Annotated in this window: 18 protein-coding genes and 1 tRNA gene; 17 read left to right on the top strand and 2 right to left on the bottom strand. The window is 44.1% G+C overall.

The annotated features are described in order from the left end of the window. Positions 1-24 precede the first annotated feature (24 nt). From purF to NOC_RS17445, 16 genes are all read left to right on the top strand, one after another. Positions 25-1536, top strand: coding sequence for an amidophosphoribosyltransferase (gene purF, locus NOC_RS09020; RefSeq protein WP_002810156.1), 1512 nt, complete (start codon positions 25-27; stop codon positions 1534-1536). 67 nt (positions 1537-1603) lie between these two features. Beyond that, positions 1604-2101, top strand: a complete 498-nt coding sequence (locus NOC_RS09015) for a YceD family protein (protein ID WP_011330727.1) — start codon at positions 1604-1606, stop codon at positions 2099-2101. A 42-nt stretch (positions 2102-2143) separates the two neighbouring features. Next, positions 2144-2341, top strand: coding sequence for a 50S ribosomal protein L32 (rpmF, locus tag NOC_RS09010; RefSeq protein WP_002810853.1), 198 nt, complete (start codon positions 2144-2146; stop codon positions 2339-2341). A gap of 13 nt (positions 2342-2354) precedes the next feature. Beyond that, a complete protein-coding gene (plsX, locus tag NOC_RS09005) occupies positions 2355-3377 on the top strand; it encodes a phosphate acyltransferase PlsX (RefSeq protein ID WP_011330726.1) in 1023 nt (340 codons plus the stop codon). Next, positions 3374-4342 carry a beta-ketoacyl-ACP synthase III gene (locus NOC_RS09000; RefSeq protein ID WP_002809194.1) on the top strand — a complete coding sequence of 323 codons (969 nt, stop codon included), beginning with the start codon at positions 3374-3376 and terminating at the stop codon, positions 4340-4342. Before plsX ends, NOC_RS09000 begins: the two co-directional genes overlap by 4 nt. A 4-nt stretch (positions 4343-4346) precedes the next feature. Then, the gene (gene fabD, locus NOC_RS08995) at positions 4347-5288 is read left to right on the top strand and encodes an ACP S-malonyltransferase (protein WP_002811625.1); all 942 of its coding nucleotides are present in this window, start codon (positions 4347-4349) and stop codon (positions 5286-5288) included. A gap of 3 nt (positions 5289-5291) precedes the next feature. Further along, a complete protein-coding gene (fabG, locus tag NOC_RS08990; RefSeq protein ID WP_002811638.1) occupies positions 5292-6035 on the top strand; it encodes a 3-oxoacyl-ACP reductase FabG in 744 nt (247 codons plus the stop codon). Positions 6036-6155: 120 nt separating this feature from the next. Beyond that, the gene (gene acpP, locus NOC_RS08985) at positions 6156-6392 is read left to right on the top strand and encodes an acyl carrier protein (RefSeq protein WP_002811584.1); all 237 of its coding nucleotides are present in this window, start codon (positions 6156-6158) and stop codon (positions 6390-6392) included. Between the two features lie 96 nt (positions 6393-6488). Then, a complete protein-coding gene (fabF, locus tag NOC_RS08980; protein WP_036497359.1) occupies positions 6489-7733 on the top strand; it encodes a beta-ketoacyl-ACP synthase II in 1245 nt (414 codons plus the stop codon). A 39-nt stretch (positions 7734-7772) separates the two neighbouring features. Beyond that, a complete protein-coding gene (gene pabC, locus NOC_RS08975) occupies positions 7773-8594 on the top strand; it encodes an aminodeoxychorismate lyase (RefSeq protein ID WP_002811556.1) in 822 nt (273 codons plus the stop codon). Between the two features lie 17 nt (positions 8595-8611). Continuing rightward, on the top strand, positions 8612-9637 hold the full coding sequence (gene mltG / locus NOC_RS08970) for an endolytic transglycosylase MltG (RefSeq protein WP_002811119.1): 1026 nt from the start codon (positions 8612-8614) through the stop codon (positions 9635-9637). A 124-nt stretch (positions 9638-9761) separates the two neighbouring features. Beyond that, positions 9762-10403: a dTMP kinase gene (tmk, locus tag NOC_RS08965; protein WP_002810881.1), complete on the top strand. Its 642-nt coding sequence runs from the start codon at positions 9762-9764 to the stop codon at positions 10401-10403. After that, positions 10396-11409: a DNA polymerase III subunit delta' gene (locus tag NOC_RS08960; RefSeq protein WP_011330722.1), complete on the top strand. Its 1014-nt coding sequence runs from the start codon at positions 10396-10398 to the stop codon at positions 11407-11409. Before tmk ends, NOC_RS08960 begins: the two co-directional genes overlap by 8 nt. Continuing rightward, complete coding sequence (locus NOC_RS08955; protein ID WP_011330721.1) at positions 11396-11767, top strand: PilZ domain-containing protein; 372 nt, start codon at positions 11396-11398, stop codon at positions 11765-11767. Before NOC_RS08960 ends, NOC_RS08955 begins: the two co-directional genes overlap by 14 nt. A gap of 52 nt (positions 11768-11819) precedes the next feature. Further along, positions 11820-12605: a TatD family hydrolase gene (locus NOC_RS08950; protein WP_002809737.1), complete on the top strand. Its 786-nt coding sequence runs from the start codon at positions 11820-11822 to the stop codon at positions 12603-12605. A gap of 41 nt (positions 12606-12646) precedes the next feature. Beyond that, on the top strand, positions 12647-12805 hold the full coding sequence (locus NOC_RS17445) for a hypothetical protein (RefSeq protein WP_002809094.1): 159 nt from the start codon (positions 12647-12649) through the stop codon (positions 12803-12805). Positions 12806-12859: 54 nt separating this feature from the next. Here NOC_RS17445 and NOC_RS08945 read toward each other — a convergent pair whose 3' ends face one another. Further along, on the bottom strand, positions 12860-13993 hold the full coding sequence (locus NOC_RS08945; RefSeq protein ID WP_002810477.1) for an aminotransferase class V-fold PLP-dependent enzyme: 1134 nt from the start codon (positions 13991-13993) through the stop codon (positions 12860-12862). An 83-nt stretch (positions 13994-14076) separates the two neighbouring features. Between NOC_RS08945 and NOC_RS08940 the strand changes: the two genes are divergently transcribed. Next, positions 14077-14964: a hypothetical protein gene (locus NOC_RS08940; protein ID WP_002809023.1), complete on the top strand. Its 888-nt coding sequence runs from the start codon at positions 14077-14079 to the stop codon at positions 14962-14964. Positions 14965-14986: 22 nt separating this feature from the next. Here NOC_RS08940 and NOC_RS08935 read toward each other — a convergent pair. Next, positions 14987-15076: transfer RNA gene (locus NOC_RS08935), tRNA-Ser, on the bottom strand. Positions 15077-15155 lie beyond the last annotated feature (79 nt).

Genomic DNA, 15155 nt, shown 5'->3' with positions numbered 1-15155 from the left:
TCCATACGTGAGAGGATAGGCAAGATGTGCGGCATCATTGGCATTGTGGCTAACGAAGAAGTCAATCAATCTTTGTATGATGGTTTGACAGTATTGCAGCATCGAGGACAAGACGCCGCAGGAATCGTAACCTATGATAATGGGCGATTATATTTGCGTAAGGATAATGGTCTAGTCAAAGACGTTTTTCATACCCGCCACATGTTAATGCTTAAAGGCAGAATGGGAATGGGTCACGTTCGTTATCCCACAGCAGGTTGCTCCTCTTCAGCTGAAGCCCAGCCTTTTTATGTGAATTCCCCCTATGGTATTACTTTTGCCCATAATGGTAATTTGACAAATTCGGAAGAGTTGAAATGGGCTCTCTTTCGGGCGGACAGGAGGCATATTAATACCAACTCTGACTCGGAAATATTGCTTAATGTGCTTGCCCATGAATTGCAGCAGTTAAACAAAATGCGGATGATCCCCAGTGATTTATTTACCGCGGTTAGTCAGGTACATCAACGTTGTCGCGGCGCATATGCGGTTATAGCAATGATTGCGGGTTATGGTATATTGGCTTTTCGAGATCCTTACGGAATCCGCCCTCTAGTTTTTGGCAAACGTGAAAGGTTGTCTAAAACAGAATATATCGTTGCTTCCGAAAGTGTTGCAATTGATGCATTAGGGTATGAATTGGTTCGTGATGTGGCACCAGGGGAAGCTATTTTCATTGATACGAAAGGTGATTTTCACGCCCAGCAGTGTATTGATAATTCGATGTATTCACCCTGCATTTTTGAGTATGTTTATCTCGCCCGGCCTGATTCGATGATTGATGATGTTTCAGTGCATAAATCTCGAATGCGAATGGGAGAAAAGCTTGCTCAGAAAATACTGCGAGAACGCCCAAATCACGATATTGATGTTGTAATTCCAATCCCTGATACTAGTCGCAGCGCAGCCTTACAGCTAGCCTACATGCTAGGAATTGTATATCGAGAAGGATTCATTAAGAATCGTTACATTGGCCGGACATTTATTATGCCGGGGCAAAAAGAGCGAAAAAAATCAGTTCGCCAGAAACTTAATCCTATCGATCTGGAATTTAAGGGTAAAAATGTGCTGCTTATAGACGATTCTATTGTGCGTGGAACAACTTCTCGGCAAATTATCCAAATGGCACGAGATGCAGGCGCCCGCAAAGTTTATTTTGCTTCGGCTTCACCTCCTGTACGCTACCCTAATGTTTATGGGATTGATATGCCCGCAGCAAATGAATTGGTTGCCCATGATCGTACCGAGCAAGAAATTGCCGATATTCTTGGAGCAGATTGGCTCATCTACCAGGATTTGTCCGATCTTATCGATGCGGTTCGAAAGCGTAATCCTGCCCTAACATGTTTTGATGTTTCTTGTTTTACGGGCGATTATGTAACGGGCGATGTCAATACTGAATATCTAAAGAAATTAGAAAATCAACGTTCGGATAATGCTAAGTTGGATCAGGAAGAGCGCGATATGAATATTATTGAACTCTACAATACAGCATAGCTAAATCACTAATTTATTCAAATTTTGACAGTAATCCCATCGCCCGTTACAATCCGCCGTTTCATCTATGCCAATGAATTTATTGGATCACGTATCACCTTGGCAATTGGCTCAATCAGGTCAACGGATTCAAGGACAGGTACCGTTTACCTGTATACCACGATTAGGATCAGAACTTTTAGATAAAGAAGGATTTGCCGAGGCTGAGCTATCGTTTAGCTGTTATAGAGAAAGCCGCTGTTTTGTTCAAGGGCACGTCAAAGCGCGGTTACGATTGACCTGCCAACGGTGTTTGCAGCCAGTAGATATTGTAATTGATACTCAGATACAGCTTGAGTTAATGGTAAGTGAAACAGAAATTTATTATTGGCATGAGAATTATGAGCAGTGGATCGTAAAACCAGAAGAAACCGCATCTCTATGGCGCTTGGTAGAAGAAGAATTGCTTTTGGCGCTACCAATCGCAGTTAGCCATCCGCCTGGTGAGTGTTCTGAGATAGCAATCCCGGATCAGAATAAACCGAATCCCTTTTATGTTCTTAAAGATATCGAAACTAAAGGATAGAGGCTGCACATATTTATTAGCCTAGACTTAAGGAGTATTAACATGGCTGTTCAGCAAAATAAAAAAACCCCTTCTAAACGAGGTATGCGCCGCGCTCACGATGTGTTAAAGAAGCCGACTTTTTCTGTGGATTTTTCCTCTGGAGAGACTCATCGTCGGCACCACGTTACACCGGATGGCTACTACCGGGGAAAAAAGGTTATTTTCAGTAAAGACGAAAACGAAGAAGAAAACGAATAAGGGCGTTTTAGGGTTGAGTGTTACCATCGCGCTAGATGCAATGGGGGGCGATCATGGCCCCCAGGTAGTTGTTCCTGCCGCACTTAAAGTGCTTGCCGAAATGATTAATGTAAAGTTAATTCTAATCGGTGATCGAGATCTATTAAATGGTTTAGTGGCGATACATCGGGGAGAATTGGGAACACGTTTGACTATCCAGCATGCCTCGCAGAAAGTTGAAATGGATGAAGCACCTTCGCAAGCTTTACGGGCCAAAAAAGATTCCTCCATGCGAATAGCTATTAATTTGGTTAAGAGCAGAAAGGCTGATGCCTGCGTAAGTGCTGGTAATACTGGTGCCTTGATGGCCATTGCTCGCTTTGTGCTCAAGACTTTACCGGGGATTGATCGACCAGCGATTGTTTCAGCTTTGCCCACCATCCGGGGACACTGCTATATGCTAGACTTAGGCGCTAATGTAGATTCAAGCGCTCAGAATTTGTACCAATTTGCCTTGATGGGATCGGTATTGGCCAGTGCTATTGATAATATTAAAGAACCTTCGGTAGGGTTGCTAAATATCGGCTCGGAAATTATAAAAGGGAATGAGCGGATCAAGGAGGCAGGCCGCATGCTTTCCCAGAGTCATTTGAACTATGTGGGGTTTGTAGAAGGAAATGATGTCTACGAAGGTTGTGTTGATGTGGTTGTCTGCGATGGTTTCGTGGGTAACGTGGCGTTGAAATCCAGCGAAGGGGTCGCTCGAATGGTACGCCATTATCTCCGGGAGTCATTCCAACGCAATTATCTTACTCGCTTTGCAGGCTTTCTTGCTTTACCGGTGCTCAAAGCTTTCCACCAGCGAATGGACCCCCGGCGTTATAATGGAGCTAACTTACTAGGACTTAATGGGGTGGTTATTAAAAGTCATGGAGGAGCGGATATAACGGCCTTTGCCCATGCCATTCGCATTGCTGTGATTGAGGCACGTAAAGATGTGCCCCAACATATCAGTGCCCATTTAGAGCCATGGTTATCGGAAGGACAAGTGGTTTGAGCTATGCTCGTATCATAGGAACCGGAGGGTTTCTTCCAGAAAGAGTACTCACCAACGCTGATTTAGAGCGCTTGGTGGATACCTCTGATCGATGGATCTGGGAACGAACTGGAATTAAAGAGCGGCATGTGGCAGAACCTGATCAAACCGCTTGTGATCTTGCCGAATTAGCAGCTTGGAAAGCTATAGAAGCGGCAGCCATTGCACCTCAAGAGATTGATCTTATTATCGTGGCAACTACCACGCCTGATCGAATTTTTCCCAGCACGGCCTGTCTACTTCAACAGCGGTTAGATATTCATGATTCTGCTGCTTTTGATATTCAAGCTGTTTGTACCGGCTTTGTTTATGCCTTGAGCGTAGCCGAGAAATTTATTCGTACTGGTAGCGCCCGAACCGCCTTAGTTGTGGGTACCGAAACCTTATCTCGCATCATCGATTGGAATGATCGCACCACTTGTGTGCTGTTTGGTGATGGGGCTGGGGCGGTAGTACTTCAGGCTAGCCCGGAACCAGGAATTCTTTCAACCCATCTTCATGCTGATGGCAGCTACCATCAGCTATTGACAGTGCCTGCGGGCATTTCCGAGGCTTACGAACGAGTGAAGCAGGGAGAGGCTTTCATTCAGATGAAAGGAAATGAAGTCTTCAAGATAGCGGTTCGTACTCTAGAGCGCATGGTTGAGGAGACGTTAGCAGCTAACCATATGAGTCAGCAGGAAATTGATTGGCTTATTCCCCACCAAGCCAATATCCGGATCATTGCTGCTACCGCTAAGAAATTGAATCTTCCTATGGAACGGGTCGTCGTTACTGTTGATACCCATGGCAATACTTCCGCTGCTTCAGTCCCACTAGCCCTCGATATAGCGGTCCGTGATGGGCGAATCAAACGGGGAGATACTCTATTACTTGAAGCCTTTGGCGGCGGCTTTACCTGGGGTTCCGCTCTGTTAATATACTGATTCGATGAATAAACTAGCATTCATGTTTCCAGGGCAGGGTTCTCAAACTATAGGGATGTTAGCCGATTTTTCCCAATTCTATCCCCAAGTGCGAGAGGTTTTTGCCCAGGCGTCAACCTCTGTAGGGTATGATCTCTGGCAATTAGTGCAAAAAGGGCCAGAGGAGAAATTAAATCGTACCGATTATACCCAACCTGCTATGTTAGCGGCGGGGATGGCTGTTTGGCGAATTTGGTGCACCGCAGGAGGGCGACGCCCGGATTTCATGGCTGGGCACAGTTTAGGGGAATATACAGCATTGGCTTGCGCTGAAGCTCTAGAGTTTGTATCAGCGATAGGCTTAGTTGCAGATCGAGGGCGCTATATGCTTGAGGCAGTATCAGAGGAGGAAGGTGCAATGGCCGCTATTCTTGGTCTTTCTGATGATGTCGTCAAGGGTGTTTGTGAGCAATCTTCCGAGGGGCAAGTGGCGGAAGCAGTCAATTTCAACGCACCAGGGCAAGTGGTGATTGCCGGGCATGCTGATGCCATCCACAGAGCGGTGAGTAAAGCTAAAGAAATGGGGGCAAAACGGGCTGTGTTTCTTTCCGTGAGTGTTCCTTCCCATTGCCAGCTTATGGCGCCAGTAGCAAAGCGGCTTCGCCAGCGCCTATCGAAATTTTCGATTAAAGCTCCGTCTATTCCGGTAGTAAATAACGTAGATGTAGCTGTTAATGAGGATCCTGGTGCTATTTGCGATGCCTTAGCCCGGCAGGTGAATCACCCCGTACGTTGGGTAGAAACGATAGCCTGGTTAAAATCCCAAGGAGTAGATGTATTAGTTGAATGCGGGCCCGGAAAAGTGTTGACGGGACTAATCAGGAGAATTGATAAGAGTATGACAGTACTTCCTATGTCCGATCCGATTGGTCTTGAGAAGGCACTAAGTATCACGGGAGGAGATTAATCTATGAGGTTGGAAGGTAAGGTCGCCTTAATTACCGGAGCGAGTAGGGGAATCGGTCGAGCCATTGCCGAGGGGCTTGCTCTTCAAGGAGCAACAGTGGTTGGAACGGCCACCTCAAAGGAAGGTACGGAAGGAATTAGTGCTTTCCTTGCTGAGCGGGAATGGCCAGGCATGGGGATAATATTGGATGTCTCTGATCCTACTTCAATCGATTCAGCGCTTGCAGTTATCTCAGATCAGCTCGGTGTTCCCGCTATTTTAGTAAATAATGCGGGTATTACCCGTGATAATCTGCTAATGCGTATGAAGGATGAAGAATGGGAAACTATTCTTAACATCAATCTAACGGCTATTTATCGTCTCTCAAAAGGATGTCTTCGAGGTATGATGAAAACCCGTTGGGGACGCATTATTAACATTACTTCGGTGACCGGTGTAATGGGAAATGCCGGACAGACCAATTATGCTGCCGCAAAAGCGGGCATGATAGGCTTTACCAAAGCGCTTGCACGGGAAGTAGGAACCCGAGGGGTTACCGTTAATGCTGTGGCTCCAGGCTTTATAGATACTGATATGACCCGCGATCTTGCGGATACTCGGCGGGAAATGTTGCTAGCACAAATTCCCTTAAACAGGCTAGGCAAAGCTCAGGAAGTTGCTGCTGCGGTAGCTTTTCTTGCAAGTTTAGAGGCGAGTTATATTACGGGAGAGACTTTACATGTTAATGGCGGACTCTATATGGCTTAGTTATTATTAAGAGTTTTAAAATCATATTACTTTTACCGTCTTGTTGCTTTAGGAGGTTACCGATAAACTAGCATCCGCAGATAAATCTGTGAGGCTGTTTTTTTAGAGGAATAAACTATTATGAGTGATATAGAAACCCGAGTTAAAGAAATCGTGGTTGAACAGTTAGGCGTAAATTCTGAAGAGGTGGCTAATGAGTCATCTTTTGTAGATGATCTGGGAGCTGATTCATTAGATACTGTAGAACTTGTTATGGCGCTGGAAGAAGCGTTCGAGTGCGAAATTCCTGATGAGGAAGCGGAAAAGATTTCTACCGTTCAAGAAGCTATTAATTATATTAAAGAACGCCAAGGATAAGCATATTGCTTATTGATCCAAGGCAAGAGGCCAGGCCGTATCATGGAGATACCGTAATGCGGCCGCGTTTCTTTATTTAAAAAAGGGAGTGAATTGTTGTCTGATAAACGGGTCGCCGTTACGGGCCTTGGTATAGTCTGCCCAGTGGGAGTAGATGTTGAAGGATCTTGGGCCAACTTATTAGCGGGTAAGAGTGGTATTGGACCTATTACCGGTTTTGACGTTACGAATTTTCCTGTTCGTTTTGGGGGGGCAGTAAAGGGATTTGAGATCGGGGATTATCTTCCCTTAAAAGATGCCCGTAAAATGGATCCCTTTATTCATTATGGCATCGCTGCGGCCAGGCAAGCCCTTGAAGATTCAGGACTGGAAATTAACGAAGCGAATGCGACTCAAGTGGGTGTTGCCATCGGCTCGGGTATTGGTGGGCTGCATGGGATTGAACTTGGACATAATGCATACCTCCAAGGGGGGCCACGTAGGATCTCTCCCTTCTTTGTGCCGAGCAACATTATCAATATGATTGCTGGAAATCTATCTATCCTTTATGGGATGAAGGGTCCTAATATCGCCATTGTAACAGCTTGCACCACTGGCACCCATAATATCGGTGAGGCAGTACGTATCATCCAGCGTGGCGAGGCAAAGGTAATGATAGCTGGTGGTGCTGAAATGGCGACTTCTCCCACAGGTCTAGGTGGTTTCGCATCCGCTCGTGCTTTATCTACTCGTAATGAGGAACCGGAAACAGCAAGCCGGCCTTGGGACAAAGATCGGGATGGTTTTGTTCTAAGCGATGGCGCCGGCGTTTTAGTCCTAGAAGAGCTAGAACATGCTAAGCGGCGTGGAGCTCAAATCTATGCTGAAGTAGTAGGTTTCGGAATGAGTGCTGACGCCTATCATATGACCCAGCCGCCAAGGAATGGCGAAGGAGCCGCTCGTTGTATGATGAATGCCCTGAAAGATGCCCATATCAATGGGGAAGAAATTGATTATATCAACGCTCATGGCACTTCTACACCTGCCGGTGATCGCGCAGAAACTCTTGCGATTAAAGCAGTCTTGGGAAGCCATGCTCAAAAAACTCCCGTGAGTTCTACCAAGTCTATGACGGGACATCTACTAGGTGCTGCGGGAGGAATAGAAGCTATATTTTCTGTATTAGCTATCCGCGATCAAATTGCTCCTCCTACGATCAATATTTTTAATCTTGATCCAGAGTGTAAAGGCTTGGATTATGTGCCAAATATTGCCCGAGAAATGAAAATTAAGACTGTTGTTTCTAACTCCTTCGGATTTGGTGGTACCAATGGGTCTTTGATTTTTCGCCAATTGGAGTGAGCCTCTGCCTGGTGGTACTGATCTTTGGTTTTACCTTTAATGATCCTTGTGAATGGCAAGGTTGCTTCTAGCATTGAGGTTGCCGATAGAGGTTTGCAATATGGCGATGGCTTATTTGAGACAATCGCTATCCGTGATGAACGGGCTATACTTTATCTATCCCATTTAAAACGATTAGAAGACGGCTGTCGCCGTTTGTCGATACCGCTAATAGCGCGGAGAATTTTGGACGAAGAGATATTCAAGCTTTGTCAGGGAGTTTCCCGAGGGGTATTGAAAATCGTAGTAACTCGAGGAAGCGGGGGACGCGGTTATCAACCGCCATCGCAACCTCAACCTACCCGCATTCTTTCGCTGCATCCTTGGCCAAATTATCCATCCATTTTTATGGAGTACGGGATTACCCTTCGAGTTTGCCGCACTTCATTAGGCTACAATCCCTGCTTAGCAGGCATAAAGCATCTTAATCGTTTGGAACAAGTACTAGCTAGAAGCGAATGGGAAAATCCAATGATCCCTGAAGGATTAATGTTAGATAGCCAAGGGCACGTCGTTGAAGGAACTATGAGTAACCTGTTTATTGTTCAAAACGGCCTCCTAGAAACCCCTGATTTAAGCGGCTGTGGTGTAGCTGGAGTCATGCGAGAATTTATACTAAAACAGGCTTTTAATTCGGGGCTAAAAACGATAGTGCGTCCATTAATATTAGCGGATCTCAGAAGCGCGGAAGAGATTTTTATGTGTAACAGTTTAATAGGGATATGGCCGGTACGCCGTGTTGGAGAGACTCAATATCCGTTAGGACCGTTAACACAACACTTACAGCATCTAATCCAGATCCAACTTCTCCACTCTAATTAAATAATAGTTAGGCGATCATGCGCAAATCTTTTTTCTTTTTATTAGCGCTATCAGGAATCGCGGTAGGGTTAGGAATAGTATGGTTAAAATTTGAATATGATCGCTTTACTCATATCCCGCTTCAGATAGACCAAGAAGGCTTGAATTTGGTAATTCCTAGTGGTGCCACAATACATTCCGTTGCTACCGAACTGTATCAACGGGAAGCTTTAGAGCAACACCCTCTGTATTTAGTATTACTAGCCCGTTGGCAGGGGATAGCTAGGGACATCAAGGCTGGCGAATACCATATTCAGGCGGCCACAACACCGTCGGCATTGCTGCGCCAAATTGTAGCAGGTAAGGTCAAACAATATAGCTTGACTTTAGTGGAAGGATGGACTTTTCCACAGGTAAGAAAGGCTATCCAAAACAGTCTTTATCTTCAACAAACATTGAATCGGCAATTACCAGCTTCTGAGATTATGAAACGTCTGGGCTATCCTAATGAACATCCAGAGGGTCGGTTTTTTCCTGATACCTACTTCTTTCCCGCTGGTACTTCCGACGTGGATTTCTTACGGCGCGCTTATCAATTTATGGTAAATCATCTAACCCATGAATGGGAAAACCGTGAGCTTGAGCTTCCTTACCGAAGCTCCTACGATGCTTTGATACTAGCTTCCATTATTGAACGGGAGAGCGCATTAATCGAAGAACGGCCTTTGATTGCTGGTGTGTTCGTGCGACGTCTTCAAAGGGGAATGCGTTTGCAAACCGATCCGACAGTTATCTATGGTCTAGGGAACCGCTTTGATGGAGATTTACGGCGCCAGGATTTAAAAAAGGATACGCTTTATAATACTTATACACGTTCGGGACTTCCTCCAACGCCTATTTGTATGCCTAGTCTAGGAGCATTACGGGCAGCGTTGCACCCGGCAGAAGGGAAATCATTATATTTCGTTTCTCGTGGTGACGGCAGCCATCATTTTTCGGCTACTTTTAAAGAACATAAGGAAGCAGTACGAAACTATCAATTGGTCAGGAAAAATAATCATTGACCATAATAACACGTTCTTCTCTTTTTCGCCTGTCTGTTGAGGGCATTGGATTTTGCGGCATCTCGTTTTCATGCTCCAAAACTATACACTGGACTCAATCTCTATTCTAATAGATTAAAAAGCCATGGGAAGAGGTCGTTTTATAGTGCTTGAGGGTATTGAGGGAGCCGGGAAAAGTACTCAGCTTAAATTTATTCAGCAGTTACTTCAGAGCACAGAGAAAAATGTTATTGTTACTCGTGAACCTGGTGGTACTTTCTTGGGAGAACAGATTCGGGAATTATTATTGTCGCCGAGACTAGAAGGTATGTCTGCCGATACGGAGCTCCTATTGATGTTTGCGGCCCGTGTAGAACACGTGCAACAAGTGATTTTCCCTGCTCTAGCAGCGGGAAAGTGGGTTCTCTGTGATCGTTTTACAAGTGCCAGCTATGCTTACCAAGGGGGAGGGCGGGAGCTTCCTTTGTCGCGTATTGCAAAACTTGAGAGCTGGGCTCTTAATTGTTTACGCCCGGATTTAATCCTTTTATTCGATGTTCCCGTGAGGCTTGGGTTGCAAAGGGCCACGACTCGCTGCCAGCAACTAGATCGCTTTGAACAGGAAAAAATTGATTTTTTTGATCGTGCCCGTACGATCTATCTTTCCTTAGCTAAAAAATATCCGGATCAATATCGCCTAATCGATTCTTCGCTACCTTTAACAAGGGTGCAGGAAGCTATTCAGAAAGTAATTATGGCATTCTTGGAAGAAAATCGTGATGCCTGAATTTTACCCTTGGCATCAATCGCATTGGAATAGTCTTATGGCATCCCAAATTGCAAAACGTATGCCCCACGCCATATTGTTAATGGGTCCAGAGGGTATGGGAAAACGCTCTTTTGCATCTAACTTGATTCAGGCTCTATCCTGTGAATATCCGCAAAAAGGAGGCCACGGTTGTGGTTCTTGTGCTGGATGTCGCTTGCAGCTTGCCGGCAGTCATCCTGACAATTTGACTCTCTTTCCCAGAGAAGGAAAGCAAACGATCTCAGTCAATCAGATCCGGCAACTCCATTCCCACCTAGCACTTAAGGCACGGCAATCATTATTTAAGACAGTTATTATTTATCCTGCCGAAGAAATGACCTTGAGTGCTGCTAATAGTTTACTTAAGATTTTAGAAGAACCTCCTGGTAGAACCGTTTTGCTTCTTATTACCTCTGCGTCCTTACGCTTACCGATCACTATTCGTAGTCGTTGTCAACAGTTATTTTTTACGATTTCTAAATCGCAAGAGGTGAAAATGTGGCTACAGCAACGTCTCCCTCCTTCTATGAATCTGGATGCGGTAACTTTGCTAAGGTTATCCGGAGGGGGGCCTTTGCGGGCTTTAGAGTATGTAGAACAGAATTTCTTATTCTACCGTAAGGAGTTCATCAATAATCTTTTTTCTTTGACTCAAGGTAAATTGGATCTTTTTGAGATGGTAAGAAGTTGCCTTAAGGATAACCTGGGAGAGCCGCTATATTGGATATCTACGTTAGTAGAAGATACAATTCGTCTCAGAAGCGGAGTCTCCAAGAGATTTTTGGTAAATCACGATGTTGCTAATTCGCTTCAACTGCTTGCGCGAAGGGCATCTTTTGAAATGCTCTTTGCTTTGTTAAAGAAGGCTAGTTGCAATCGGGAAATATGGAAAGGGCAAATTAATATTAATCCTCAGCTCTTACTAGAAGAAATACTCATTCAGTGGTTAATATGTTTTAGCAAGGTTAATCATGAGCATACCTAATCAGTCCAGTTCTTCTTTACCTCCTCGGCAAGGTATATTATCTTTGAGCATTAAAGATATTAATGCTCTCTACCATGCTTATATCCCTTTTACTAGAAATGGAGGCTTATTTATCCCTACCAATAGAAATTATTGTATAGGGGATGAAGTTTTTATGCTGCTTACTTTAATGGAAGAGGTAGAGAAGGTTCCCGTTGCGGGCAAGGTGGTTTGGATTACTCCGAGAGGAGCTCAGAGTAATCGCGCCGCAGGGATCGGTATTCAGTTTAATGATATCAATGGTAGTGCAGCTCGGAATAAAATCGAGACTTATTTAGCAGGCATGCTTAAATCTGAAAAATCGACTCATACGATGTAGTAAATGGTAGTATATATGCTATATCCTTATAAAATTGATGGTATAGCCTTTTATGTTGGTCGATTCTCATTGCCATTTGAATTTGCTTGATTTGACTCCGTTTGATGGTTCAGTACATTCTGTGATGGAGGAATCTCGAAAAGCAGGCATTAGCCACATGCTATGCGTGTCAGTAGACTTAGAAACTTTTCCTGATATTCGTGCATTAGCGCAGGAATATGCTGAGATATCGGTTTCCGTCGGAATACACCCTAATGCTAGTAAAGATGTTAAGATTACTGTAGAGCAATTATTGGAATTAGCGGCTACTCCAAAGGTGGTGGCAATTGGAGAAACTGGCTTGGACTATTTTCGTAGCGAAGGGGACCTGGCATGGCAGCGTGAACGGTTGCGGATTCATATCGCAGCAGCAAAAGAATGCGGAAAACCACTCATTATACATACTAGACAAGCTAAGAGAGATACTGTGCGTATCCTGAAAGAGGAGGGCGCAGATGAAGTAGGAGGGGTCCTTCACTGTTTTACAGAAGATTGGGAAACGGCAAAAGAAGGTTTAGATTTGGGATTTTACATTTCCTTTTCTGGAATTATTACCTTTCGTAATGCAGGAGTCTTGCGGAAAGTAGCTACCCAAATCCCATCTAATCGTTTACTAATAGAGACCGATTCTCCTTACTTAGCACCAGTACCCCATCGGGGTACGCCCAATCGACCCGCTTATGTTCGCTATGTGGCTCAATGTATGGCAGATCTGCGGAAAATTTCCTTAGCGGATCTTGAAGATTTAACAACAGAAAATTTCTTTTCCTTATTCTCTGAGGCAGCATTGCCTGCTTGAGTGCTAATTAATCAAGTATATTTGATAAATAAATAGGAGTTATGATGGATAAGCAGTTAATTTATATCGCTGTAGGTGTGGCTGCATTTATTCTTCTAATGGTTGGCATAGGTTTTATGGAAACAGGAGGCGGAGGTAAACCTCAAATCGTTAATCCAGAGTTGCTAAAACTTGAGATTGATAAGGCAAAAGGTGATTAGCTGAGTTAGGCAAAAGTACTATTAGGGAATATACTCTTGGTTTATATTGACGTTTTAAACGTTCAGGCATAAATTTAAGGCTTGTACAAGCCCCGTCCTGGGCGTATAAAAATGGGGAGAAAAGCGAATACCACCTCCACGTAGAGCGCATATTACTCCTTGCTCTATTAGGTGGTGATAGAGAATAGATGAGTCTACTTTCTTGTGTTTGAAGGTAACAATGCCGGAATACCGATCTGGAGAACTGGAGGATAATAATTGGAGTTTCGGTTCAGTTTGGATTCTTTCAACGAGATAAGCCGTGTTTGCAAGAACTGCCTGCTCTACTTGGGCTATGCTAACTTGATTAATTAATAAATCTAAGCTTTCTTTGAGCGCGAAAATACCTATCATATTTAGGCTACCACATTCAAATCGTCGTGCGGAGCGGGCGATACTCCAATCTTTGTTGTCGTAATCTCCAATTGCTTCTACCATGTGCCATCCGAACTGATGAAGCTGTAATTGGTCTTTTATTTCGGGGCGACAGTAAAATATTCCCATGCCTTCTGGACCTAGCATCCATTTGTGGCCATCAGCAATTACAAAATCAGCATGAATAGTTTGACAGTCAAAATTTAGCGATCCTAAACTTTGAATGGCATCGACACAAAATAATATATTTCGTTGTCGGCAAAATTGGCCTATTTTTTCCAGATCCATCTTTAGTCCTGATGCGTATTGGACTGAACTGATAGTCAGCAGGCGAGTCTGTTCGTCTATTTGAGCTAACAATGAGTCCTCGGGTGTGGGTTCTACTGATAAATTTGTTTCACGTAGTTTGACGCCCCGTTTTGCTAATGCTTGCCAAGGAATAAGATTAGAGGGAAATTCTTGATTGCTCGTGACGATATTATCGCCAGCTTGCCAGTCTAAGCCGCTAGCAACGATAGATAAGCCTTCTGAAGTATTTTTAATTAAGGCAATATCATCTGCTGAGGGGGCATTAATTAGGAGGCGGGCTAATTTCCGTAGTTTTTTTTCCGTCTCCAGCCATTGAGGGTAACGCAAAGCCCCTATAATGACATTTTCCTCAGCGAAGTTTTTAACCGCTGCAGCGGTTCTGCGAGGCCAAGGTGCAACAGCCGCGTGATTAAGATATATAATCCCTTTTTTCTGGGGAAACTGGTCTGAGTAATCTTTTTTCATAGATTGAATAGGTCCTTTAATTTTATTTTAATAAATGTTCGCATAATACATATTATGTTAAATAGTATTACTATAATATTATTATGAACAATGTAAATAGCCAGCTCCGTGCTACTCTTGCTACTGCGATGCATCACTTAGAGGCTCAATTAGGAGTACTTGATCGGCTATTAAAAGAAGAAGAAAGCTATCCTCTATGGGTCTGGCATGAGAAAGATCCTTCTAAAGCCCGCCTACAAGTTCGTCAAATAGTTACTGCAATTGATTATCGGGATGGCCAGGATCCAGTTTCTACCCGTATTTGCCCTGCCTTAGTTGGCGTTTCTTGTGCTACTTTAGAGGCTATCCGCCATGCTAATCAAGCTAAAGCTGATTTACAAAAGGCTCTAAAAAGTATAGATGGAATTAAAATCGAAGAACAAAATCAAGAAACGGGTACTTTCTTATTACGACCTCTAATTAAAATTGCTCTCGCATCTTTGGGGCATGCACGCTTACATAGGCGGCAGGCGACACGAAAATTCGTGATTTTAGAACAAACGCCTGAGTCAGTAAGTTTTATTTGGAGCCGTTTGCCAAAAATTGAGAGCATTGATATAGAAGAAGCTCGACGACGCTTAGAGGCACGTCTTGAAAAGGTCCAGGGTAACCCTGTATTAATTAAAGCTGATTTATCTCGCTTAGATCGACTTGTTTCTAATGAGCGTCTAGCTATTGTTAACCCTCCTCATATTCATCCTCGCGCTAATATTGCCTGGACTATAGAAAAGAAAACAACGCGACGGGGACAAAAACGGGCGGTATTACCTATTTTTTATCCGTCAACTCGCTATGATCGCCTTCCTCGTCTTCGGCCTCTTCCAGAGGAGCCACCGTTACCAGGGTCACGGCTACGGCGTAATGACGCCACCATTGAAACTACTCCCTTTCTCTTAACAATCCGGGCCCATCGTTATATGTCTTTTGCATAGTTAAATTTTACTATCCTCCGTATGGCGGAGGGCCAGGGATTCGAACCCTGGAGGGGCTTTCGCCCCTTCTGGTTTTCAAGACCAGCGCCTTCAACCTCTCGGCCAGCCCTCCAAATAATCGTCATAAAGATAACAAAGAAACTCAACTATTGCTATTTTTAATAAAACTAGTAAGCTAAGAACTAAACCGC

The sequence above is a fragment of the Nitrosococcus oceani ATCC 19707 genome (genome assembly GCF_000012805.1).
GTDB classification, from domain to species: domain Bacteria; phylum Pseudomonadota; class Gammaproteobacteria; order Nitrosococcales; family Nitrosococcaceae; genus Nitrosococcus; species Nitrosococcus oceani.
The sequence above is the reverse complement of the archived record's forward strand: the minus strand, read 5'-3'. Positions and strand labels throughout refer to the sequence as shown.